Source organism: Helcobacillus massiliensis, from assembly GCF_014191425.1.
GTDB classification, from domain to species: Bacteria; Actinomycetota; Actinomycetes; order Actinomycetales; family Dermabacteraceae; genus Helcobacillus; species Helcobacillus massiliensis.
This window is the reverse complement of sequence record NZ_JACHWP010000001.1, coordinates 180,904-203,594: the sequence shown is the minus strand read 5'-3', so window position 1 is coordinate 203,594 and position 22,691 is coordinate 180,904. Positions and strand designations below refer to the sequence as shown.

The window sequence follows — 22,691 nt, the reverse complement described above, 5'->3', positions numbered from 1 at the left end:
TGCCGTTAACCTACCCCGCCGCAGAGGGTTTGCAGAACCCAGAGGTCCCACCGCGGCGGCGACCCCGGTCAGCGCTTCTGGTCGCGCTGCACGCACAGGGCCGCGAGGAACCCGGCGCCGCAGCGGATGGCGCGCTCGTCGATCACGAGGTCCCCCATGTGGAGGTCGTAGGTGCGGCCTCCGGGAGTGCGGGTGCCGAGGCGGCCCAGCGCCCCGGGCACCTTCCCGAGGTACCAGGCGAAGTCCTCACCCCCGAGGGACTGCGGCGCCGCCTCCACGCTCTCCGGACCGAACTGACCGGCGGCGGTTCGCTCCATGAGGCGCACGCAGCGGGCGTCGTTGGTGACCGGCGGGATGCCGCGGGTGTGGTGCACGCTCGCTTCCACCCCGAGGGGCCGCACCAGCATGACGAGCAGTTCTTCCAGGAGGGTGGAGGCGCTGTCCCAGGCGTCGCGGTCCAGGCAGCGCAGCGTGCCCTGCATCTGCCCCGAGGAGGGGATCGCGTTGAAGGTGCTGCCGGCGTGGATGGAGCCCCAGGTGAGGTTGACGCCGCTGCGGGGGTCGAGGCGCCGGGTCAGCATCGCCGGCAGCTGGGTGGCGACCAGCCCCATGGCGCAGATGAGGTCCTGGGTGTTGTGGGGCCGGGAGGTGTGGCCGCCGGCGCCGCGCAGTTCGATGGAGATCGGGTCGGCGGCGGAGGTGATGGGGCCGGTGCGCATGCCGATGCGGCCCACGTCGAAGCTGGGGTCGCAGTGGAGGGCGTAGATGGAATCGATGCCGTCCACCACGCCCTGCTTCACCATCTGCAGCGCGCCCGGCGGGGTGGGGCTCTCCTCGGACGGCTGGAACACGAGCCGCACCGTCCGCTTCAGGCGACCCGCGGCCTGGACGGCGCGCAGCGCCATGGCGGCGCCGAGGACGCAGGTCATGTGGACGTCGTGCCCGCAGGCGTGGGAGACGCCGTCGTTGCGGGAGCGGTACTCCACCTTCTTCAGATCGGGGATGCCGAGGGCGTCCATGTCGGCGCGCAGCGCGACGGGGCGCAGGGAGTCATCGGTGCCGCGGATGTCGCAGAACAGGCCGGTCTGCTTGGTGAGGCTGGGTTCGAGGCCGAGGTCGCGCAGCTCGGCGGCGATCAGGGCGGTGGTCCGGAACTCCTGGTGGCTGAGCTCGGGGTCGGCGTGGAGGCGTCGGCGCACCGCGATGAGGTCGTCGATGCGGGAGTCGATGATGCGGTCGATGATGCCGCCCTCTCCGACGACGGCTTGGTGGCGGGCAGCCTCGGGTCCGGCGGTGCGGTTCTGCTCGTTCTCAGGCGTCGGCGACGGTGTCACCCCTTGCCCCTTTCCGTTCATGTCGGTCGTGTTCGTGCTCCCGGTGGTCAGCGCAGATGTCCCTGCCCATGCTCCTGGAGGTTCGCGACGAGGCCGGAGAGGCTCTGCGCGTGGTCGTCGGCGAGGACGAGGAGGACGTCCTCGGTGTCGACCACGGTGATGTCCTCCAGGCCGACGACGGCGACGGGGCGGCCGGTGCGGGAGTAGATGCTGGCGCGGGAGGCGTCGGCGATGACGGGGGCGTCCCCGAGCGCGACCACGTCACTGCCGGCTCCCCCGCTCCCCTGCTGTACGGCTGAGCCGGCCGGCGTGGCGTCGTCGTGCCCCTGCTGGGCGGCCGGCCGGGCGCTGCGCAGCTGACGGCTGAGCGCGTGGAAGTCGCCGACGTCGTCCCAGTCGAATCGGGCCGGCACCATCGCCACCGCTCCCTCCGCGGCGAGCGGCTCCGCGAGCGCGTGGTCGATCGCGATGGAGGTCATCCCCTGCCAGATCCGGTCGATCTCCTCGGGGCCGACGTGCTCCTGGCCCAGGCGGGCCAGCTGCCGCGCAGCGTCCGCCACCTGCGGCAGCAGCCGGTCCAGCCAGTGCAGGATCAGGGAGGCGCGGGCAACGAACATGCCGGCGTTCCAGGTGAAGCCCCCGGCGGCGAGGAAGGACTGGGCGGTCTCGGCGTCCGGCTTCTCCACGAAGCGGGCAACCGCGCGCGCGCCCGCAGCCCCGAGCTGTTCGGGGGTTCCGTCGGCCTCCTGGATGTACCCGAAGCCCGTGGCCGGGTAGGTCGGTTCGATGCCGATGGTGACGAGGTGGCCGAGTTCGGCGGCGCGGTGGGCGGCGCGGATGGTCGCGGTGAAGCCGTCGACGTCGTGGATCAGGTGGTCGGCGGCGAAGGAGCCGATGACGGCGTTCTCATCGATGCGTTCGGCGACCGCAGCGGCCCAGGCGATCGCCGGCATGGAGTTCTTCGGGCTCGGTTCGGCGAGGATGCGGGCGTGGCGGTCCGCTCCCGCGGCCACGGCTTGGGCCTGGGTGGTGACGGCGTCGCGGTGAACAGCACCGGTGACGATGATCGGTGGGTGGTCCGCAATGGGCTCGAGGCGGCGAAGGGTCTGCTGCAGCAGGGACGAGCCCGTGCCGGTCAGGTCCAGCAGGAACTTCGGTTCGCTGCGGCGGGACAGGGGCCACAGACGGGTGCCGGACCCGCCGGCGGGGACGATCGGGATGAAGACGGAGCTTGCGCACATGCCCCCACAGTACCGAGCCGCAACCAGGTGACCGACCGAAGAGTCGGTGAGCGGTGTTCGCTCGCCCGGACAGGACAGTCGACACGCCTCGATGTCCAGCGGGCGTTGGGCGTTCGCCCTGTGTTCTCCAGTGCTAGTGTGATAAAGCCAAAACCCCTCACGAACCAATGGAGGTCCCCGTGGCGAATGCCAAGTCCGGGACGCTGTACCGCGGACGCGAAGGCATGTGGTCCTGGGTTGCCCATCGCATCTCCGGCATGCTTCTGTTCCTGTTCCTCATCGTCCATGTGCTCGATACGGCACTGGTGACCGTCTCCCCTGAGGCCTACAACGTGGTCATCGGCCACTACAAGACGGTGGTCTTCGGCCTCGGCGAGATGGGCCTGGTCGGCGCCGTCCTGTTCCATGCGCTCAACGGCCTGCGCATCATCGCAGTCGACTTCTGGTCCAAGGGACCGGCGAAGCAGCGCGCACTGTTCTGGGGCGTGGTCATCGTCTGGGCACTGATGATGCTCGCCTTCATCCCCCGCCACCTCATGCACATGTTCGGAGGCTGATCATGACCTCGACTTCCATCCCCCAGCCGAGCACCCGCTACTCGCGTTCGCGCTACCGCCGCACCGGCCGGTCCGGCCCGAACTTCGAGATGATGTCATGGCTGTTCATGCGCCTGTCCGGCCTCGTCCTCGTCTTCCTGGTCATCGGCCACCTGTTCGTGAACCTGTGGCTAGGCGAAGGCGTCAAAGCGATCGACTTCGGCTTCGTGGCCGGCAAGTGGGCCAACCCGTTCTGGCAGGTCTGGGACCTGCTGATGCTGTGGCTCGGCATGATCCACGGCGCCAACGGCGTGCGCACCATCATCAGCGACTACGTGGAGCGCCCGCGCCTGCGTCAGGGCCTGAAGTACCTGCTGGCCGCCGTCACCGTCGTCATCATCCTGCTCGGCACCCTGGTCATCTTCACTTTCGACCCGTGCCTGCCGGGCGTCGACTCCCAGACCATGGCGAAGTACTGCCAGGCCTGAGCACTCCCCCACTCAACGCGAGGAAAGAACCGTATTCATGCAGACCCACAAGTACGACGTGGTGATCGTCGGCGCCGGCGGCGCCGGCATGCGCGCTGCGCTGGAGTCCTCCACGCGCGCCCGCACCGCTGTGCTGACCAAGCTGTACCCCACCCGCTCCCACACGGGCGCGGCCCAGGGCGGCATGTGCGCCGCCCTGGCGAACGTCGAAGAGGACAACTGGGAGTGGCACACCTACGACACGGTCAAGGGCGGCGACTACCTGGTGGACCAGGACGCCGCTGAGGTGATGGCGAAGGAGGCGATCGACGCCGTCCTCGACCTCGAGAAGATGGGCCTCCCGTTCAACCGCACCCCGGAGGGCCGCATCGACCAGCGCCGCTTCGGCGGCCACACCCGCGAGCACGGTGAGGCGCCGGTGCGCCGCTCCTGCTACGCAGCGGACCGCACGGGCCACATGATCCTGCAGACCCTCTACCAGAACTGCGTCAAGCAGGAGGTCTCGTTCTACAACGAGTTCTACGTTCTGGACGTGCTGCTGTCCGGCGACCCCCGCACCGACGAGGACGTCCGCGCCGCCGGCGTGGTGGCGTACGAGCTCGCCACCGGCGAGATCCACGTGTTCCAGGCGAAGTCCGTCGTCTTCGCCTCCGGCGGCTTCGGCAAGATGTTCAAGACCACCTCCAACGCCCACACCCTCACCGGTGACGGCCCCGCGATGGTGCTGCGGCGCGGCCTGCCGCTGGAGGACATGGAGTTCTTCCAGTTCCACCCGACCGGTCTCGCCGGCCTCGGCATCCTGCTGTCCGAAGCCGCCCGCGGCGAGGGCGGCATCCTTCGCAACAGCGAGAACGAGCGCTTCATGGAGCGCTACGCCCCCACGCTGAAGGACCTCGCCCCGCGTGACGTGGTGGCCCGCGCCATGGCGAACGAGGTGCGCGAGGGCCGCGGCTGCGGCCCGAACCGCGACTACGTGCTGCTGGACCTCACCCACCTGGAGCCCGCGCACATCGACGCGAAGCTGCCGGACATCACCGAGTTCGCCCGCACCTACCTGAACGTGGAGCCGTACACGGAGCCGATCCCCGTGTTCCCCACCGCCCACTACGCGATGGGCGGCATCCCCACCAACATCCGCGGTGAGGTGCTGCGCAACGAGAAGGACGTGGTGCCGGGCCTGTACGCCGCCGGCGAGGTGGCGTGCGTGTCCGTGCACGGGGCGAACCGACTCGGCACGAACTCGCTGCTGGACATCAACGTGTTCGGCCGCCGCGCCGGCATCTACGCCGCCGAGCACGCCCACGAGGTGGACTTCGCGGAGGTCGCCGAGAACGCTGAGGCGCCGACCGTCCAGCTGCTCGAGGAGCTGAAGAACCGCCCGGCGAACCCGGATCGCATCGCGGCGATCCGCCGCGACCTCCAGGAGGTCATGGACGCCCACGTGCAGGTGTACCGCACCGACGAGACCTGCCGTCACGCGCTCGCCGAGATCAAGAAGCTCAAGGAGCGCTACGCCGCCGTGTCCGTGGACGACAAGGGCACCCGCTACAACCTCGACCTGCTCGAGGGTGTGGAGCTCGGCTTCCTGCTCGACCTCGCCGAGGTCGTCGCCCTGGGCGCCCTGGAGCGCAAGGAGTCCCGCGGTGGTCACTTCCGTGAGGACTACCAGAAGCGCGATGACGTCAACTTCCTGCACCACACCATGGCCTACCGCACCGCGGACGGCACCGGTGAGGAGGGCACCGACATCCGCCTGGGCAAGAAGGACGTCGTCATCACCCGTTACGAGCCGAAGGAGCGCACGTTCTGATGTCTTCCGCTGCTGCCGACACCACCGCATCCGGCGCGCCCGAGGGCCGTCAGGAGAAGCCGCGCATGAGCGGCGACCAGGAGATCCCCACCTTCCAGGTCACCCTGAAGATCGCCCGCTTCGACCCGGACACTGACCGCGGCCACTACTGGGACGAGCACACCGTCACCATGTACGGCACGGACCGCATCCTCGATGCGCTGCACAAGATCAAGTGGGAGATCGACGGCTCGCTCACGTTCCGCCGCTCCTGCGCGCACGGCGTGTGCGGCTCCGATGCGATGCGCATCAACGGCCGCAACCGCCTGGCCTGCAAGACCCTGCTGAAGGACCTGAACCTCAACAAGCCCATCACGGTGGAGCCGATCAAGGGCCTGCCGGTGGAGAAGGACCTGATCGTGGACATGGAGCCGTTCTTCGACTCCTACCGCGAAGTCATGCCCTTCCTGGTGGCGCAGGGGCAGGAGCCGTCCCGCGAGCGCCTGCAGTCCGCTGAGGAGCGCGAACGGTTCGACGACACCACCAAGTGCATCCTGTGCGCCGCGTGCACCTCGTCCTGCCCCGTGTTCTGGACCGACGGCCAGTACTTCGGCCCCGCTGCGATCGTGAACGCGCACCGCTTCATCTTCGACTCCCGCGATGACGCCGGTGAGCAGCGCCTGGAGATCCTCAACGACCGCGAAGGCGTGTGGCGCTGCCGCACCACTTTCAACTGCACCGAGGCATGCCCCCGCGGCATCCAGGTGACCAAGGCGATCGCCGAGGTCAAGCAGGCGATGATCAACGGCCGCATCTGACGGCCGCGCCCCGGCCGGACCATCCTGCCGGATCACACGACAGCAGCGCCCGCCCACCACTCCCCCATGGAGCATGTGGGCGGGCGCTGCTGCGTCTGCGGGTGGGCTGGACCTGAGCCCGCCATGGATCCGGTCCGCCCTGCCCTCCGCGGCCGGGCCGCGGCCGTCAGGACAGCAGCGTCTCGCCGATGAACCCGTCGGCCGCGCACCCCGGCGGGATCGCGAACACGGCCGACCCGATCGGCGTGGTCCACGTGTTCAGCAGGTCCCCCTCGGCCAGGCGCTGCTGAATAGGCAGGAACTGCTCGAGCACATCCGCCTGGTAGGACGCGAACAGCAGTCCCGTGTTCGATCCGGACTCCGCCCCCGGCAGGGGCGCATCGTCGTAGTTGTAGGGGCGGCGCAGGATCCGCTCCCGCGCGCTGCGTGACGTGGCACGGCGCATGTGGGAGAAGTCGTCGATGACGGGCATCCCGGTCGCTGTCTTCGCGTGGTAGTCCGGGGCGTCATGCTCCTTTGTGCCCGTCAGGGGTGCGCCGGTGTCGAGGCGGCGCCCGATGGAGAATTCGCGACTGGGTCGGTCCACCTCATCCCACGTCTCCATGTTCATGGCAATGCGGCGCAGCACGAGCGACGTGCCGCCGTTCATCCACGAGCCGTCCTTCACCCAGATCAGGTCGTCGAACGCATCCTCATCGGGATGCGGGTTCACCGTGCCGTCCACCTGCCCGAACAGGTTGCGCTGCGTGCGGCCGTCGTCGTGCGCGCCGCGGGCGCTGCGGAAACCGCGCTGGACCCAGGCGAGGTCGGCGAACGGCCGCACGGACTTCAGCATGGCCCGCTGCGCATGCGACAGCGCGACGGGGTCGTCGGAGGCGACGAGGATCAGCAGGTCCCCGCCGGAGAACTCGTCCTGCAGCTGGTCGATCTCGAACGCGGGCAGCGGCTTCAACCAGGCGGGGGCGGCGCCGCCGGCGCGCTCCACGAACCCCGGACCGAAGCCGATCGTGATGGTGAGGGCCGACGGGTCCGCCGCCAGCTCGGGCTCCACATCCGTCAGCGGGGCCCGGCCGTCGGTGAGGCGGGATGCGTCGTCGGTGACGATGCGCATCATCCGGGCGAGCGCGTCCCGGTCCGTGTCCTTCTTCAGGGTGAACGCGATGAACGCGGCGTGGGCGGCGGGGGCTTCCGTGATGCCGGCCTGGTGGGTGCCGTAGAAGGCGGTCCTCTCCTCCCCGAACGGGGCGGGGCTCTCCTGCTGGGCGGGCTCGGCTCCGCGGTTCCTGGTGAGGAGACCGGAGGCGGTGGATGCGCCGAGCGCGCCGCCGACTGTCAGGCCCGCTGCAGTGAGTGCGCCGCCGGTCAGCAGTCGCCGTCGCGAGGTCCCCGACTGCGCGGGGGCCGGCTCAGCCGAGTTCGGCTCAGCGGGGCTGGCCTGGTCAGTGGCCGCCATCGGATGCACCCCCGTGGCCGGGCGCGTAGTCCTCCTGTGCTCCGGCGAAGTCGCGGATCTGTGCGGTCAGTTCGAGGGTGCTCCCATCGGCGAGCTCCAGGTCGATCGCGACCTCGTCACCGGGCTTCAGCGGGCCGGTCAGGTCCATCAGCATGATGTGGTCGCCGCCGGGCTCCAGAGTGAGGGAGGCGCCCGGTTCGATGGTGAACCCGCCTTCCTTCTCCTTCATCGTCATCCCGCCCTTGGCGTTGCCTTCGGTGCCGTGCAGCTGCACCATGTGCGCCGCCTCGGAGGAGCCGCCCGTGATGGTGATGGCCTTCGGCCCGTTGTTGGTGATCTCGGCGAACACGCCGGTCATGCCGTCGTCGGCGGCCTTGCCCCAGGCGTCGTGCACGGTGAGATCCGCGCTGGTGGCCGTGGCGCCCTTGTCGGTACCGCCCTGGTCGGAGCCGCCGCCGTCGGAGACGACCGCGGGGGTGCTGGAGGTGTCCGAGCCGGCGCTTCCGGAGGCTCCGTCGGCACCGCTGGAGCAGGCGACGAGGGCGGCGAGGGCAGCGGTGGCGACGCCGGCGGCAGCGGCGCGGCGGGACAGGGCAAGACGGCGGGAGCGCATGCGCATCAGAGCGGGGTCCTTCGCAGATCGGGACGGCCGCGCGGCAGTGCGGGCCCGGGCGCACGCCACCCTATCCGTCCCGAATCCCGGCCGGGAGGACCAAGGTCCCCACCCTGGAGACAGCGGAGCGGCCGGCGGATCCGTGCGTTCACACGGTCCCGTCGGCCGCTGTCGATGCCGAGGTGGCTGCCCTCCGGGCACCGCCGGGTGGGCAGTCGGGGCTTCCTCAGTCCGTTCGATAGTCGACGACCAGTGGTGCGTGGTCGCTCCACCGCGTGTCGTACGAGGGGGCGCGGTCCACGCGGCAGTCCACCGCGCGGCCCGCGAGGTCCCGGGAGGCGATCTGGTAGTCGATGCGCCAGCCGGCGTCGTTGTCGAACGCCTTTCCCCGGTTGGACCACCAGGTGTACGGCCCGGGGACATCGCCCGCGTGCGTGCGGCCGATGTCCACCCAGTCGAGCTGGTCGAACATCCTGTCGTAGTAGGCCCTCTCCGTGGGGAGGAAGCCCGCCTTCTTCAGGTTGCCCTTCCAGTTCTTGATGTCGCGCTCGGTGTGCGCCACGTTCAGGTCGCCGGTGAGCAGGACGTGGTTGCCCGCCTCCCGCAGCAGCCCGATGCGCTCCACCATGGCGTCCATGAAGCCGTACTTGTCGCTCATCTTCTGTTCGTCCTCGGCGTTGCCGGTGTGGACGTACGCGGAGATGATGGTCAGAACCGCATCGTCGTTGAACGGGGAGGTGATGTCCGCCTCCACCCACCGGCCGGCCGTGGCGTAGTACTCCACGCCGATGCCGAGGCGAGTGTCCAGGAACGGGTGGCGGGAGCAGATCGCCACACCGGCGCGGCCCTTGGCGGCCGCTTCCGCGTGGACGACGTTCCAGCCCTCACCGATCAGCGGGGCGACGAGCTCGTCAGGAGCCCGCACCTCCTGCAGGGTGATCACGTCCGGTGCGGCCTGCTCGATCCAGTCGTGCATGCCTTTGCGCACCGCGGCGCGGATCCCGTTGACGTTGACGGTTGCGACGGTGAAGGTCACTTGTCAGCGGCCTTCTTCTTCTCCCATGCGCGCTCAGCGGACTCCACCACGTTCGCCATGAGCAGGGCGCGGGTCATCGGGCCCACACCGCCCGGGTTCGGGGAGTACCAGGAGGCCTTCTCCTCGCAGCCCGGGGCGAAGTCGCCCTGGATCTTGGACTTGCCGGTCTCCGGGTCCTTCGTGCGGGACACGCCCACATCCAGGAGGACAGCGCCCTCCTTGATGTGCTCCGGCTTGATCAGGTGCGGTGCGCCGGCGGCGCCCACGACCACGTCGGCCTGCTTGATGAGCTCCGGCAGGTTCTTCGTGCCGGTGTGGCAGAGGGTCACGGTGGCGTTGAACTCGCGGCGGGTCAGCAGGGAGCCGATCGGGCGGCCCACGGTGACGCCGCGGCCGACCACGACCACGTGCTTGCCGTTGAAGTCGATGCCGTGGCGCTGAGCGAGCTCGATCGCTGCGCGCGGGGTGCAGGGCAGCGGGGTGTTGATCGGATTGTTGACGTTCAGCACGAGGCGGCCCAGGTTGATGGGGTGCAGGCCGTCGGCGTCCTTCTGCGGGTCGATGTACTCGAGCACGGCGTCGGTGTCGATGTGCTTGGGCAGCGGCAGCTGGACGATGTAGCCGGTGCAGGACTCGTCGCTGTTGAGCTCATCGAGGACCTTGAAGAGGTCCTCCTGCGAGATGTCCTCCGGGAGGTCCTTGCGGATCGAGTTGATCCCGATCTCCTCGGAGTCGCGGTGCTTGCCCGCCACGTAGATCTCGGAGGCGGGGTCCGCGCCCACCAGGACGGTGGCGAGGCCGGGCTTCACGGCGCCCTCGGAGATGATCTTCTCCACGCGCTCCTTGAGCTCCTGCTTCATGGTCTTGGCCGTGGTGCGGCCGTCGAGGACCTGTGCGGTCATGTGCGTCTTCTCCTTCTGTCGGAAGAGCTGGGGGGTCAGTACTGCTCGAGGCCGGCGTACAGCGGCTTGGAGTCGGCGAGGGCGCGGGTGCGCGCACGCAGCTTCTCCAGGTCCGCGTCGCCCTTGAGGGCCTCGGCGATGACATCGGCGACCTCGGTGAACTCCTCGGCGCCGAAGCCGCGGGTGGCGAGGGCTGGGGTGCCCACGCGCAGACCCGAGGTGACCCGCGGCGGGCGCGGATCGTTGGGCACGGAGTTGCGGTTCACGGTGATGCCGACCTCGTGGAGGATGTCCTCCGCCTGCTGGCCGTCGATCTTCGAGTTGACGAGGTCGACCAGCACGAGGTGGACGTCAGTGCCGCCGGAGAGGAGCTTGATGCCGGCATCCGCGGCGTCCTTCTCCATGAGGCGATCAGCGATGATCTGGGCGCCCTCGAGGGTGCGCTGCTGGCGCTCCTTGAACTCCGCGGACTGGGCGACCTTGAACGCCACGGCCTTGGCGGCGATGACGTGCATGAGCGGGCCGCCCTGCTGACCCGGGAACACGGCTGAGTCGACCTTGCGGGCGAGTTCCGCCTTCGACATGATCAGTCCGGAGCGGGGGCCCGCCAGGGTCTTGTGGACCGTGGAGGACACGACGTCGGCGTAGTCGATGGGGCTGGGGTGCAGGCCCGCGGCCACGAGACCGGCGAAGTGAGCCATGTCGACCCAGAGCTTCGCGCCGACCTCGTCGGCGATGGAGCGGAAGGCATCGAACTCGAGCTGGCGCGGGTAGGCCGACCAGCCGGCCACGATGACCTGCGGGCGGGTCTCCAGCGCGAGCTTGCGGACCTTGTCCATGTCGATGCGGCCGGTGTCCGGCTCCGTCTCGTAGGCGACGACGTTGTAGAGCTTGCCGGAGAAGTTGATCTTCATGCCGTGGGTCAGGTGACCGCCATGGGCGAGCGACAGACCCATCATGGTGTCGCCGGCTTCGGCGAGTGCGTGCATCACGGCAGCGTTCGCGGAGGCGCCGGAGTGCGGCTGCACGTTGGCGTGCTCGGCACCGAACAGCTGCTTGACGCGCTCAATGGCGAGGTTCTCTGCGACGTCCACGTACTCGCAGCCGCCGTAGTAGCGCTTGCCGGGGTAGCCCTCGGCGTACTTGTTGGTGAGGACGGAGCCCTGCGCCTGCAGGACTGCGCGCGGAACGAAGTTCTCACTGGCGATCATTTCGAGCATGTCGCGCTGGCGACCGAGCTCCTGATCGAGGACCTTCGCGATGTCGGGATCGAGCTCAGAGATCGAGCTGTTCATCAGGTTCATTTCTTCTCCTTCACGGACGGACACATCCTCGGCCGAGCAGCGGTGAGGAAGGAGTACGGGAGCGGGGGCCACTGCACGCCCGCCCAGGGTTCTTCTTACCAGGTCAGTCTGACGCTTTCGCCCAGATCCCTAGAGATCCAGGCCGAGTCTCACGGGTTCGGGCTCCAGCGCGATCCCGAAGTGATCCTGCACACGCCGCTGGACTTCGCGGGCGAGCAGACGGATGTCCTCGCTGGACGCCCCGCCGCGGTTGGTGAGCGCCAGCGAATGCTTCGTGGAGACCGATGCGCGCACCTCGCCATCGGCCTGGAGGGTGAAGCCGCGGTCGATGCCGGCGTGACTGATCAGCCACGCGGCACTGCTCTTGATGCGGCCGTCTCCAGCGGGGAACTGCGGGGCGCCGTCGGGCAGCGCGGCCGCCTGTTCAGCGGTGAGGATCGGGTTGGTGAAGAAGCTGCCGGCGCTCCAGGTGTCGTGGTCGGCTTCGTCCAGGACCATGCCCTTGCTGCCGCGGATCTGCAGCACCGCTTCGCGCACCTCGGCCGACGGGGCCCGCTCCCCCACCTCGACGCCGAGTCGGCCGGCGAGCTCCGGGTAGCGGATCGGTGCGGACAGGTCGCTCTTCTCCTGGTGGAAGGTGACGCTCAGCACCACCCAGCGGTTGGTGGCCGAAGGCGTCCCGCCCGTGTACGGAGTCGCCTTCAGCACGGACATGCGGTAGCCGAAGGCGAGCTCGGCGGGCGTCAGCACCCGTCGAGCGCAGTCGTGGCGGTCCCACACCTCGACCTCGGCGATGGTGGCGGAGACGTCCTGGCCGTAGGCGCCGACGTTCTGGATGGGGGTGGCACCGACGGAGCCGGGGATGCCGGAGAGCGCTTCCGTGCCGGAGGCGCCGTGCTCGATGGCGTGGCGGACCGCGTCGTCCCACACGGTGCCGGCGGCGTGAGTGATGGCGAGGCCGTCGATGTCACCGCGGTCCTCGGTGGTGATGATGATGGGCCGCACCTGGGCCGGCTCGGCCGGCGGCAGGGTGCGCACGACGGTTCCGCGGAAGGGGGCGTCGGAGGCGACGAGGTTGGAGCCGCCGCCGAGGACGAGCAGGGGCTGCCCGGCCTCATCGGCGGTGCGGACCGCGTCGATGATCTCCTCGGGAGTGCGGGCGTCGATGACCTCGTCGATCTCGCCCCCGATGCGCAGGGTGGTGAGGTCGCTCAGCCTCATGCAGCGTCCCCCATCGAGGCGCCGGACGAGTCGGCGGGGTTCGTCTCGCCGATGCGGACGACGGCGCGGGACTTGCCGAGCACGCGGGCACCGCCGCTGGTGACGGTGAGGTCGATGCGGGCTTCCTGCTTCGCCTCGTCCACGGCGCCGATCACGGCGACGACCTCGACGTCGACGGAGCCGAGAGCGGGCACGGGCACGGGCTTGGTGAAGCGTGCTTCGGCGCGGAGGATGCGGCCCGGGTCGCCTGCCCAGTCGGAGACGGGGGCGAGGACGGAGCCCATGGTGAGCATCCCGTGGGCGATCACGGACTCGAGGCCGACGCTGCGCGCGAACTCGTCGTTGTAGTGGATCGGGTTGAAGTCACCGGAGGCGGCGGCGTAGCGCACGAGGCTGTCACGAGTGAGTGTGATGGTGGCGCTGGCGACCTGGGTGCCCTTGTGGTTCGCGGTGATGCCGGCGGGGGTGGGGACGGTGGCGGTCATGTCAGTTCTCCTCTCCGCGCACCACGAGGGAGGAGCGGACGCTGGCGGCGTGGGCTCCGCCGGCGTCGGTGAAGTCGACACGGGTGCTGATCATGGCGTGGGGGCCGACGGACTTCACGGACTCCACGGTGAGCTGGGGTGTGAGGACGTCGCCGGCGACGATGGGGCGGGCGAGGTCGAAGGACTCATCGGAGTGGACGACGCGGGAGAAGTCGACGCCGGCGTCGGGGTCGTTGATGTAGGCGGCCTCGGCCTGCTGGGCGAGGGACACGAGGAACGTGGGGGTGGCCACGATGTCGCGGTAGCCGGCGGCGCGGGCGGCGTCGGTGCGGTGGTGCAGTTCGTTGGCGGCGCCGGTGGCGGTGGCGAAGGCGCGGATCGCGTCAGCGGTGACGGCGGCGGCGTCGCCGGGCGGGTACTGCCTGCCCGCGTAGTCGGGGTTGGGCTGAGTCACGTGAGCCTCCTTGTGCGTACGGTGCCGCCGAGGATTCTAGTCCGCTGGCCTGGGCGGCGAGTTCCGGCCGAGCGGGCGGAGGCGGTGCGTCGGCTGCGGGGCCGACGGGTGCCGCGCGTGGTTCGGGCAGAGAAAAAGCCACCCGTAGCGCCGGGTGGCTTTTTTCTATGGTCTCGCAGACCGAAGATCAGCGGGTCTCGCGGTGAGCCGTGCTGCGGCCGCAGGTCGAGCAGAACTTCTGGAGCTCGAGGCGGTCCGGGGTGTTGCGACGGTTCTTCTTGGTGATGTAGTTGCGGTTCTTGCATTCTACGCACGCCAAGGTGATCTTCGGACGCACGTCAGAGCTCTTGCTCGCCACGATTGCCTCTTTTCGTCATGCGCACTCGCATACGCTGTTTCGATGTGCCTCCGAGCCGGAGACAAGTCAACACTCCAGCATCGGACTGGAAGTGGTACCGAGGGCGGGGCTCGAACCCGCGACCTCACGATTATGAGTCGTGCGCTCTGACCAGCTGAGCTACCCCGGCTTGATCGGGAAAGCGGCCCGGCAACCACGTGGGATGCCGGGCCGAATCCTTCTCAGAGCCCCGAACGGGAATCGAACCCGTGACCTTCTCCTTACCATGGAGACGCTCTACCTTCTGAGCTATCAGGGCAACCTGCGAAACTTTATCAAGCTTGCTCGTGAGAGACAAACCGAAGAAGTCTCCGGTGCACGAGATCACATCTGCGGGATGTGGACTCTCCTGCGTGGCGGGTGAGGGATTCGAACCCCCGAAGGCGATGCCAGCTGATTTACAGTCAGCCCCGTTTGGCCACTCCGGAAACCCGCCGGAGGTCCGATCCGGCGATCACTCACCCGATCTGACTCGAACAATACTAGCGACAGTTCACCGGGGGTTTCCAATCCCGCCAGGCGGAATGTGACCTGATCCGCTCACGGCGTGCGCCTGCGCTGGTAGCCGCTGACTGGGGCGGTCAGCAGCAGTTCGTGGGCCGACCGCCCCAGTCCAGCGGCGACTGTGCTCAAGCAGCGGAGGGCAGCGCTGTGCGGTTGGTGCCGCCGGCGGAGATCATCGCGCCGAAGAGTGCGCGGGAGGCCTCTACCTGCCCGGACATCTGCTCTTCGAGTGCACGTTGGGCACGGCTGATGAGCTCCAAGACGTTCTCGATCCGTCTGCTGAGCTCCTTCCAGATCACGCGGGCCTCGTCGCAGTCATCGCCCCACCAGGGCAGAGCGAGGATGAGCGGGTTGCAGGTGTTGTGGGACCCGCTGATCTTCTGGATGCAGTCCGCGACGATCTCCAGCGCCTTCTTCACAGAGGCGGGATCGAGGCCGATGTAGTCGTTCATGGTGTTCTCCTTCGATTGGTGGCGGGTCTCCGGCTCAGGCGGCGGATGCGGTGAGCTGCTGGTCGGCCTCGGTGACGAGGTGCTGGCCGAGGGTGCGCAGCTCTTCGACGAGCGTGAGCTCCTCGGAGAGCGGGACGCAGTACGTGGTGATGAAGTGTTCGCGGTCCTCACCGATCCACTCGATCGCCTCCATCGCGTCGATAGCGGATTCCAGGGCCTGACCGATGCTCTGTGCGGCATCGGTGAGGCTCTGGCCGCTGTTCTTGACGGCGGCGGGGCTCATTCCTTTGAAGGTGGATTCAGCCATGGCTGTGTCCTTTCGCGCCGGGTTCACTCCCGGCTGTGTCGTGTGGGCTGCTTCCGGGCCGTGTCGGTGCCGGTCTGCCCGTTCCGGATTGTGTGGGTGATGGTGCGCCTGCTCCAGGCGTGGGGGCGGGGGCTGCAGACCCCCGCTGCTCTGGTGGTTCTCGGCAGGGTGAGAGTCGACGCTTCACTGCGGGCTCACCCCTACGGATCCGGGTCCACTGGGTGCGCCGACGCGGCGGATGCGGCCGGTGCTCGGAGCGGGGACGAACCCGTCGGGTCCGGCGGAGGCGGCTTCCTGTTCGGCGGCGTGGTGGTCGAGCGATTCGCCGATGCCGAGGACGTTGGAGGACAGCAGGCGCAGCTGCGTGTCGATGTGCCTGTCCCAGCGCTCAATGACGGTGTCGCGGTCGGGACCGCGCCAGTCGAGGTCGATGAGCAGGTGGCGGAGCGCGTCGGTATAGCCGTCGAGCTTCTGCCCGTAGTCGGTGATCTGCTGCGCGGCTCGCCGCGCCTCAGTGGGGTTCATGCCGAGGAATGTCATGGGGTCTCCTCCCGAACGATGGTGGCGGTGGCGGCCAGGACGGGCACGGGCCCGCGCGGGCTGAAGTGGTAGCCGCGGCCCGGTCCGGGGGCATCCGGGTAGCGCAGTCGGTGGCTGCCGAACAGGGTGGAGCCGGATGGGTCGGCGGTCTCGAGCAGAAGTCCGGTTCCGTCGGCGGTGAAGACGCGGGTGAGCTGCCTGCTCGGGGCCGCTGCTGTGGTGTCGAGGTCGCCGACGAGGTGGAAGCCGTATCCGGTCGCGGTGCGCAGAACGTCAGCGATGTGGTGGTGCTCGTCCTCATGGGCGAGGTCGCGCAGCCCGGTGACGGCGATGAGGCCGCGCACGTCCGGTTCGGCTGCCCCATCGGCGCAGGGCTCCTCCCCCGGGGCCGCGGCGAGGTGGTCGGCGAGGTCGCCGGTGAGGGCGAGGAGGTCGGCCAGACCGATGGCGACCTCGTCTGCGAGGTCGCGCAGCTGTGGGTGCAGCGGTCCGCGTTCGGCGTGGGCGAGGATGATCGGCGCCGACGGGTGCATCCGGCGGAACTCCGAGCAGTGGGCGATCAGGGCGGTGGTGCGGCCGCTCCCCTGGGCACCGGCGATGAGCATGGTGGCGGAGGGCACCGCGACCAGCGGCTCCACGCTGTCGGCGCGCAGGCCCACTCGTAGCTGCTTCTCCGTGAGCGGCAGGTCGTCGAGGCCGACGGATTCCGGCAGCGTCGGGATGCCGGAGGGCCTCTGCCCGGATGCCCCGGTGGCGGGTTCAGTGGTGGTGGTGCCCAGGTCCGGCGCGGGCGGCTGAGCGATCTGCGCTTCGGTGCCGTTGATGAGGGCCCGCCCTGCCGGTGAGTCCGCAGTGAGGACACCGGGGCGCTCACCGGCGATGCGGTAGTCGTCGTCCGTCGACAGGCGCAGCACGATGCGGTGCTGGGCGGATCGGGCGATGGCGGCGGGCAGGGCCTGCGGGTGCTCTGCGGTGACGGCGAGGGTCAGGCGGAGGCGCCGCGCGTCCCGCAGGAGCGCCAGCAGTGTGTCCTGCCAGTGCGTGTGTCCAGCGGAGGCGAGGGCGTCACGCAGGCCTCCCGCGTCGATGAGGATGAGTGTGTCGGTCGGAACCTGCGGGGCCACAGTGAGGTCGGCGAACCGGGCCATGAGGCGGTTCATGCGGGGCAGGTCCGCGAGCGCAATGACGTCAGCGGTCTCCGGGAGGTCGTGCAGGGCGGCGAGGCCGCCGCTGGGGCCGTCGATGCCCCAGATGGTCAGGGGCCGGCTGGTTCGGCGGGCCGCCTCCGCGGTGGTGTGCGCGAGGGTAAGCAGCGCGCTGGTGCGGCCGCTTCCGGGCGCCCCCACGATGGTGATGGCGGTGTCCTGACCGGGCGTCACGCTCATGACGGTCTGCAGCTGTCGATGCGGGAAGTCCAGCAGCGCGAATGCACCGGCGGCGGTACCCCTGCGTTCACTGAGGCGGTCGAGGCTGATGCTCTCGGGCAGGCCATCGAGCCAGGGGCGGCGCGGTGCAGGGCAGCCGGTGGCGTCGGCGAGTCGCTGCAGCCCGGTGACGATGCGCTGAGAATCCGTCGGCTGGCCCTCCGCTCCCCCGTTGCTCGAGCTGGGCGTGAGCTGTTCGGTGCTGCCGGCGGAGACGGTGGCAGCCTCCCTGGCTGCGCCGCTGGGCTCGGCGACGGGGCGGATGGTGATCCTGCTGCGCTGCTGCTCCGTGGTGCGGCCGCCGACGAACGCGCCCTGCAGGTGGGTGAGCTGTCCGGGGCCGCGGGAGATGACAGCGCGGCCGGGCCGGTCCGCGGGGAAGTCGACGGCGTCGCGGACACCGACGATGTCCGCGGAGTCCGTTGCGTCGGTCTGCCGAAGCGCGATCCGCAGCGGGGTGTTCGTGCGCAGGCTTCCGGTGATGATGCCGGAGGGGCGCTGCGTGGCGAGGATCAGGTGGAGGCCGAGGGAGCGGCCCCGCGCGGCGATGTCGACCACGCCGTCGATGAAGTGCGGAACATCGGCCGCGAGCGCAGCGAACTCGTCGATGACGATCACGAGGCTCGGCGGGCACTCCGGGTCCTGCCTGTCCTCCAGGGTGCGCAGGTCCTTCGCTCCCTTCTGGTGGAGGATCTCTTCGCGGCGGCGCACCTCAGCGCGCAGGGATGCGAGGGCGCGGTCCACGAGGTGATCGGTGAGATCGGTGACGAGGCCGACGCAGTGCGGCAGGTGGACGCAGTCAGCGAACGCACTGCCGCCCTTGTAGTCGACGAACAGGAACGTGATGCGCTCGGGTGAGGCGTGCGCCGCCATGGACAGCACCCAGCTCTGCAGGAATTCGGACTTTCCGCTGCCGGTGGTGCCGCCGACGAGGGCGTGGGGGCCGTCGGCCCGCAGGTCCACGGTGCAGGGCGCGGTCCCGGTGTGTCCGAGGACGGCTGTGAGAGTGCCGCTGCGGCGGCTCCAGTTCTCGGCGGCACGGCGCAGGAAGGTGCGCAGGCTGCCGCCGTCGACCTCCAGCAGCGACCAGGAGTGGGGCATGGTGGTGGAGTCGGGGGTGCTGGCGCTGGCGTCGGCGAGCGGCGCGAGGTGGCGGGCGAGGCGGCGCTGCGCCGAGTCGCTGAGGGTGTCCAGGACGTGGGCGCGGCTGCGGGTGATGCTCCAGGTGGAGCCGGGCTCACCGGCTTCCTCGTGGTCGACCCGGGCGCTGTCGGCGGCGATGTGGGCGCGGGTGCGGCAGGCCGCCGGGACCTCTCCGCTGCTGCGCGCGATCCAGATGACGTGGATCCCAGCGGCGGGTCCGCCATCGAGCAGTGCGCTCAGGTCGGTGCGGCTGACCAGCGCGGGTTCGACGAGGGCGACGACGATCCGCGGGAACGGGACCGTGGCGTCAGCGCCGGCCTCGGCATCGGGTGCCTGCAGGCGGGTGTGCAGTTCGGTCAGCAGCACGGCGATGAGGTCACGGGCGGCGGCGCTGCCGCGTGCGATGTGGGTGGTGCGCAGGGGGCTGAACGGGCTGCTCGTGTGGGGCAGGTGGTGCAGCCAGTCGGGGATGTCGTCATCGACTGCGGCGATGGCGGTGAGCGTGAGGTCGGCTGGTGAATGGAGGGCAGCGAGCTGCAGCAGGGCGGACGCGAGGACCGGCGCGGTGTGCGTCCCCTCCCCGATCAGTGCAGCGGGTGTCCGGCCGGTGAGCGGGATGGTGATGGGGGCGTCCGTGATGTCGGCGAGGCCGTCGGCGGCGCGGGCGAGCTGCCGGCGCAGCTCGGGTTCGTCAGCGCCGCCGGATGCAACGGTTGTGGCGGAGGTGCGGCTGCCCGTGCCGATGCGGACGGTGCCGAACGTCGCATCGACGCGGCGGCGGCCGAACACAGCCGGGCCGAGCCGGCCGACCTCGTCGCCGAGGTCGCGGATGTGAGGGTGGTGCGCGGCGAGGAGCTCTCGTTCGCGGGCGTGGTCCAGGTCGAGCGTGGCGCGCAGTGCGTCGATGTCGCTGTCGAAGTCATGCCAGGCATCGCCGCGCTGCAGGCGGTGGTTGCGGCGGGAGTTGACGTACCCGGCGGTGGCGAACGCCGGCATGAACAGGATGAACATGAGGCTGAACGGGCTGCGGGTCAGGGCGAACAGGCCGGCGCCGAGGAACAGCGGCATGATCAGCATCATGATCGGGAAGGTCTGCCGAGTGGGGCGGCCGGGCGGTTTCGGCAGGGTGTGCCCCTCCCCGGTGACGGGTTCGAGCAGGGCGGGTGCTGGGTCCACGGGGATGGCGGCGGCGTCGGTGGCGTCCCCGCTCGTGCTGGGGGTGCGGCGCAGCCGCAGCGTGGCCTGCCCGATATGGATGATGTCCCCGTGCAGGATCGGGGCGTCGGTGATGGCGCGACCGTTGATGCGCACCGGGGAGCTTTCGGTGGCGGCGCGGATGCGGTCGCCGTCGGCGCTGATGCTGAGGTGGGCGTGGACCTCGTCCAGCGTCGTGTCACCGAGGCTCAGAATCCCCGTGCGGCTGCTGGTGCCGATGGTGTGCTCGCCGGTGGTCAGCGGCAGGTGGAGCCCTTCGGCGGGGCCGGTGAGAGCGGACAGGTAGGCGGCCGGTGCCGCGTGAGGTCCGGAGCGCTCGAGCGTCGGACGGCTGCTCGAGGCGGGGTCGGCGCCGGCGGCACGGAGGCGAACGGTCGTGCCGGAGAAGATGCCGGAGTGCAGCAGCCGCAGCTGCGGGTTGATGCGCTGCCCGCCAACGCTGATGGTGAGCGGACCCGACCCGTCCGCGGCATCCGCGTTCGGACGGGGCCCTTCGGCCGGGATCGCGGCGGCGGTCGATCCGGCGTTCTCGGCCCAGGTGTCGAGCGCGTCCGCGAGGTCGCCGACGGTGGCGGTGCCGTCTGCGGTGACAGCGAGTGCGGTGGTGTCCGCGTCGGTTTCGAGTGTGAGTCGCAGCCGCATGTCTCCCCCTCAGGACACTGCGTTCTCACTCCTTACGGAGCGCCGGCTGTCGGCCGGTGCACTCGATTATTCGGCGGCGCGCCTCGCTTCGTCCGCCTCCTGCACGGCTTTGTGGAGAAGGGGAAGGTCAGACTGATCCACAACGCGGGACATGACGGCGTACTCCACGAGCCGGGCGCGCCTGTTGGAGGCGAGACGGCCGGGGCCGCCGCGCAGACCGCGCACACCCATGCGGTCGAGCTTGTCGCACACGTTGTCGAGCTTGCGGTTGAACTTAGTGCGGGTCCAGCCGAGGCGATCGGCGGCGTCAGCGGACGACGGGATCGAGGAGATCGATTCGCCGTCGCGCATCAGCATCGGCTCGGCCAGCACCAGGATCAGCAGCTTCTGCGAATCGGTGAGGACGACCTGGCCGATGGTCTTGGGACCGTCGTCGTCGAGTTCGCGCGGAATGGTGGCGAACTCCGGGGATGTCGTATGGATGGAGAACTCGTAGGTGGTGGGGCCGGCGGTGAACACGACCTTCGTCTGATCGAATACGAGCGGCAGGCGGGCCCCGGGTGACAGCACGGCCTGCATGGTGCCGGAGTTGTCGGTGATGGAGGCGCTGAGCCGGTCACCGACGTTCAGCAGCCACCACAGTCCGTCGATGCTGCTGATGGCGAGGAACCGCCGGTGCAGGAACGGGTTGCGTTCGTCGATGATGAGATCGGCTTCGCGTCCGATCGTGAGGGAACCGTTGTCTGCGACGTCAGTCCACTCACCGCAGAACTCCACTGATACCTGTGCCATGGCACAACTTTATGGCATCCGCCACGAAACTACGCATTACGCCATAATCCGCTGGGAGAAGACCGACTCTTCCCGACCCTCCCACCATGCCGCTCGGCGGGCCGCATCATCGAGCTCGTCGGCGAGCATCCCCAGGTCAGAGGGCCGATCCGCGACGGACGGTGCCGTCGCCCGCTCCAGCGCCGTGACGAGCGCCGCATCGGACGTCCACGACGTGTCGGCGCCTTCGTCCAGGACGGCGAGGACCGTGCTGGCGAGGGCGTAGACATCGGAGCGGGGCTCTCCCCCGCTGGCCTGTCCGACTTCGGGCGCCTGGTGCTCGAGGGCGGCTTCGGCGATCCAGTGGACACCGGGGGCGCGGTGCGCGCTCAGGTGGATCCGGCCGCTGGGAGTGGTGGTGAGCGCCTGCGGACACAGCGCCAGGTGGAGGTGTCCGGCGGCGTGGAAGCGATGGAGCGCAGCGGCGATGTCAGCTGCGGCGCGCAGCAGGTGGGCCGGGTCCACGACCGATGGGTCAAGCACCTCGCCGTTGTCGTCGGTGACGAGGTAGAGGTGGCGGCCGCGCCGACTGTCCACGAGGCCGCCGGCGCGCACGGGGGTGATGCCGGGCAGATCGGAGAGCCGGGCGAGGGCGTCGATCCGCTGCTGGGCGCGGGCGGGGCTGACGCCGGCGACGAGGGCCGGGTCCGTCCAGGTGCGGACGGTGACGGGTCGGCGGTCCTCCACTGATCGGTAGGCGCTGGCGGTGGCGCCGCTGGCCGGGCACTGCTGGGGTGTGTGCGGTCGCGGGGTGAAGCCCTCGATGGGCAGGTGGCGACGGCGTCGGATCATCGGTGATCTCCTCCGTGTCTGGCCTCGGCGCTCCTCGTTGATGCGCGGGCGGTGGCTGCGACGATCCGGTTGGGACGCTGCGGCGGCGCGCCGGTGGTGCGGCCCGGCGCGTCTGGGTGCGCTGCCGTGCTGTCCGGTCCGGCGCGGCGAGCGGCACTTCGGGCGGTCAGCCTGCTGCGGGTTCCGCTCTCCGGGGGCGTCGGGGTCGTGCGTGCATCTGCACGCGTCGTCGCCCCTGAGGCCCGGGTGGTGGACGGCGGGTCGAGCTGGGCCTGGATGGCGCGGTCGGCGTCGGCACTGCGGCTGCCGCTGGGCAGGTTGCGGACGTGGGTGAAGGCTGTGACTCCGGTGATTCCGCTGTCCAGGAGGGTGCGGGCCGGTTGCGGGTCGCCGAGGTGGACGCTGATGGCGGCGATGTCGTCTCGGGTGATGCTGGCCGGCGGGCGTGCACCGGGCTCGGGCTGGTGCCCGTCGGCTTCGGTGAGGTCGATCTGGCTGCCGCTGACGAGGATGGCGCGGATTGTGGTGGTGCCGCGCAGCAGGATGTGGAGGCGTTCGCCGTCGTCGTCGAAGGCGAGGAGGGGTTCGTCTCCGGCTGCGGCGGCGAGGTTGGTGAAGGCGTCCGGGGCGCTGAGTGCGCGGCGGAGGCCTGCTGCATCGCTGTGGCTGGTGCCGGGCGGCAGCAGGAGTCCTCGGCCGCCGGTGCGGATGAGCAGGGCGGCGCCGTGTGCGCACCAGGTTCCGTTGTGATCCGGCATTGTTTCCCCCCT

22 protein-coding genes, 3 tRNA genes and 1 pseudogene are annotated in these 22,691 nt (G+C 69.9%); 4 read left to right on the top strand and 22 right to left on the bottom strand.

The genetic code is table 11. The features are described 5' to 3' along the window. Positions 1-68 precede the first annotated feature (68 nt). On the bottom strand, positions 69-1,334 hold the full coding sequence (locus tag FHX50_RS00925) for an amidohydrolase (protein WP_239376013.1): 1,266 nt from the start codon (positions 1,332-1,334) through the stop codon (positions 69-71). A 47-nt stretch (positions 1,335-1,381) separates the two neighbouring features. After that, complete coding sequence (locus FHX50_RS00920; RefSeq protein ID WP_183373598.1) at positions 1,382-2,575, bottom strand: mannose-1-phosphate guanylyltransferase; 1,194 nt, start codon at positions 2,573-2,575, stop codon at positions 1,382-1,384. A 179-nt stretch (positions 2,576-2,754) separates the two neighbouring features. Here FHX50_RS00920 and sdhC point away from each other — a divergent pair, with 179 nt between their 5' ends. Together sdhC and FHX50_RS00910 are read left to right on the top strand one after the other, a co-directional pair. After that, positions 2,755-3,132 carry a succinate dehydrogenase, cytochrome b556 subunit gene (sdhC, locus tag FHX50_RS00915; RefSeq protein ID WP_183373597.1) on the top strand — a complete coding sequence of 126 codons (378 nt, stop codon included), beginning with the start codon at positions 2,755-2,757 and terminating at the stop codon, positions 3,130-3,132. A 2-nt stretch (positions 3,133-3,134) separates the two neighbouring features. Further along, positions 3,135-3,500, top strand: a pseudogene (locus FHX50_RS00910) (succinate dehydrogenase hydrophobic membrane anchor subunit); the annotation flags it as partial. Here the strand turns inward: FHX50_RS00910 and FHX50_RS12415 are convergent. After that, complete coding sequence (locus FHX50_RS12415) at positions 3,467-3,577, bottom strand: DUF1580 domain-containing protein (RefSeq protein WP_375544815.1); 111 nt, start codon at positions 3,575-3,577, stop codon at positions 3,467-3,469. The pseudogene FHX50_RS00910 and the gene FHX50_RS12415 overlap by 34 nt on opposite strands. A 59-nt stretch (positions 3,578-3,636) precedes the next feature. On the opposite strand from FHX50_RS12415, the gene sdhA reads away from it, so the two are divergent. After that, on the top strand, positions 3,637-5,409 hold the full coding sequence (sdhA, locus tag FHX50_RS00905; protein WP_183373595.1) for a succinate dehydrogenase flavoprotein subunit: 1,773 nt from the start codon (positions 3,637-3,639) through the stop codon (positions 5,407-5,409). A 65-nt stretch (positions 5,410-5,474) separates the two neighbouring features. Further along, the gene (locus FHX50_RS00900; protein ID WP_183375229.1) at positions 5,475-6,206 is read left to right on the top strand and encodes a succinate dehydrogenase iron-sulfur subunit; all 732 of its coding nucleotides are present in this window, start codon (positions 5,475-5,477) and stop codon (positions 6,204-6,206) included. 166 nt (positions 6,207-6,372) lie between these two features. Here the strand turns inward: FHX50_RS00900 and FHX50_RS00895 are convergent, their stop codons facing one another. The 19 genes from FHX50_RS00895 to FHX50_RS00805 all read right to left on the bottom strand — a co-directional run bounded on the left by FHX50_RS00895 (position 6,373) and on the right by FHX50_RS00805 (position 22,679). Further along, the gene (locus FHX50_RS00895; protein ID WP_183373594.1) at positions 6,373-7,659 is read right to left on the bottom strand and encodes a Dyp-type peroxidase; all 1,287 of its coding nucleotides are present in this window, start codon (positions 7,657-7,659) and stop codon (positions 6,373-6,375) included. Next, positions 7,646-8,278 (bottom strand): copper chaperone PCu(A)C, encoded by a 633-nt coding sequence (locus FHX50_RS11875; RefSeq protein WP_221187071.1) that lies wholly within the window; start codon positions 8,276-8,278, stop codon positions 7,646-7,648. Before FHX50_RS11875 ends, FHX50_RS00895 begins: the two co-directional genes overlap by 14 nt. 220 nt (positions 8,279-8,498) lie before the next feature. Further along, the gene (locus FHX50_RS00885) at positions 8,499-9,308 is read right to left on the bottom strand and encodes an exodeoxyribonuclease III (protein ID WP_183373593.1); all 810 of its coding nucleotides are present in this window, start codon (positions 9,306-9,308) and stop codon (positions 8,499-8,501) included. Beyond that, on the bottom strand, positions 9,305-10,210 hold the full coding sequence (locus tag FHX50_RS00880; RefSeq protein ID WP_183373592.1) for a bifunctional methylenetetrahydrofolate dehydrogenase/methenyltetrahydrofolate cyclohydrolase: 906 nt from the start codon (positions 10,208-10,210) through the stop codon (positions 9,305-9,307). The genes FHX50_RS00885 and FHX50_RS00880 overlap by 4 nt, the downstream gene beginning before the upstream one ends. Positions 10,211-10,245: 35 nt before the next feature. Then, entirely contained in the window at positions 10,246-11,514 is a 1,269-nt protein-coding gene (glyA, locus tag FHX50_RS00875) for a serine hydroxymethyltransferase (RefSeq protein ID WP_281368059.1), read from the bottom strand. 129 nt (positions 11,515-11,643) lie between these two features. Beyond that, positions 11,644-12,735 (bottom strand): UDP-N-acetylmuramate dehydrogenase, encoded by a 1,092-nt coding sequence (locus FHX50_RS00870; RefSeq protein ID WP_183373591.1) that lies wholly within the window; start codon positions 12,733-12,735, stop codon positions 11,644-11,646. Continuing rightward, positions 12,732-13,220 (bottom strand): MaoC/PaaZ C-terminal domain-containing protein, encoded by a 489-nt coding sequence (locus FHX50_RS00865; RefSeq protein ID WP_183373590.1) that lies wholly within the window; start codon positions 13,218-13,220, stop codon positions 12,732-12,734. The genes FHX50_RS00870 and FHX50_RS00865 overlap by 4 nt, the downstream gene beginning before the upstream one ends. Before the next feature lies 1 nt (position 13,221). Beyond that, complete coding sequence (locus FHX50_RS00860; RefSeq protein ID WP_183373589.1) at positions 13,222-13,674, bottom strand: FAS1-like dehydratase domain-containing protein; 453 nt, start codon at positions 13,672-13,674, stop codon at positions 13,222-13,224. Positions 13,675-13,861: 187 nt separating this feature from the next. Next, the gene (gene rpmG / locus FHX50_RS00855; RefSeq protein WP_183373588.1) at positions 13,862-14,032 is read right to left on the bottom strand and encodes a 50S ribosomal protein L33; all 171 of its coding nucleotides are present in this window, start codon (positions 14,030-14,032) and stop codon (positions 13,862-13,864) included. 92 nt (positions 14,033-14,124) lie between these two features. Further along, a tRNA-Met gene (locus FHX50_RS00850) sits at positions 14,125-14,201 on the bottom strand. Between the two features lie 56 nt (positions 14,202-14,257). Next, positions 14,258-14,330, bottom strand: a tRNA-Thr gene (locus tag FHX50_RS00845). A 95-nt stretch (positions 14,331-14,425) separates the two neighbouring features. Continuing rightward, positions 14,426-14,507, bottom strand: a tRNA-Tyr gene (locus FHX50_RS00840). 193 nt (positions 14,508-14,700) lie between these two features. Next, the gene (locus FHX50_RS00835; RefSeq protein WP_183373587.1) at positions 14,701-15,027 is read right to left on the bottom strand and encodes a hypothetical protein; all 327 of its coding nucleotides are present in this window, start codon (positions 15,025-15,027) and stop codon (positions 14,701-14,703) included. A 34-nt stretch (positions 15,028-15,061) separates the two neighbouring features. Beyond that, positions 15,062-15,334 carry a hypothetical protein gene (locus FHX50_RS00830; protein WP_183373586.1) on the bottom strand — a complete coding sequence of 91 codons (273 nt, stop codon included), beginning with the start codon at positions 15,332-15,334 and terminating at the stop codon, positions 15,062-15,064. Between the two features lie 183 nt (positions 15,335-15,517). Beyond that, complete coding sequence (locus FHX50_RS00825; RefSeq protein WP_183373585.1) at positions 15,518-15,874, bottom strand: WXG100 family type VII secretion target; 357 nt, start codon at positions 15,872-15,874, stop codon at positions 15,518-15,520. Further along, positions 15,871-20,298, bottom strand: coding sequence for a type VII secretion EssC family protein (locus FHX50_RS00820; protein WP_183373584.1), 4,428 nt, complete (start codon positions 20,296-20,298; stop codon positions 15,871-15,873). The genes FHX50_RS00825 and FHX50_RS00820 overlap by 4 nt, the downstream gene beginning before the upstream one ends. Positions 20,299-20,364: 66 nt before the next feature. Further along, a complete protein-coding gene (locus FHX50_RS00815) occupies positions 20,365-21,090 on the bottom strand; it encodes an FHA domain-containing protein (RefSeq protein WP_183373583.1) in 726 nt (241 codons plus the stop codon). A gap of 36 nt (positions 21,091-21,126) precedes the next feature. After that, positions 21,127-21,921 carry a hypothetical protein gene (locus tag FHX50_RS00810; protein ID WP_183373582.1) on the bottom strand — a complete coding sequence of 265 codons (795 nt, stop codon included), beginning with the start codon at positions 21,919-21,921 and terminating at the stop codon, positions 21,127-21,129. Continuing rightward, a complete protein-coding gene (locus FHX50_RS00805) occupies positions 21,918-22,679 on the bottom strand; it encodes a hypothetical protein (protein WP_183373581.1) in 762 nt (253 codons plus the stop codon). The genes FHX50_RS00810 and FHX50_RS00805 overlap by 4 nt, the downstream gene beginning before the upstream one ends. Positions 22,680-22,691 lie beyond the last annotated feature (12 nt).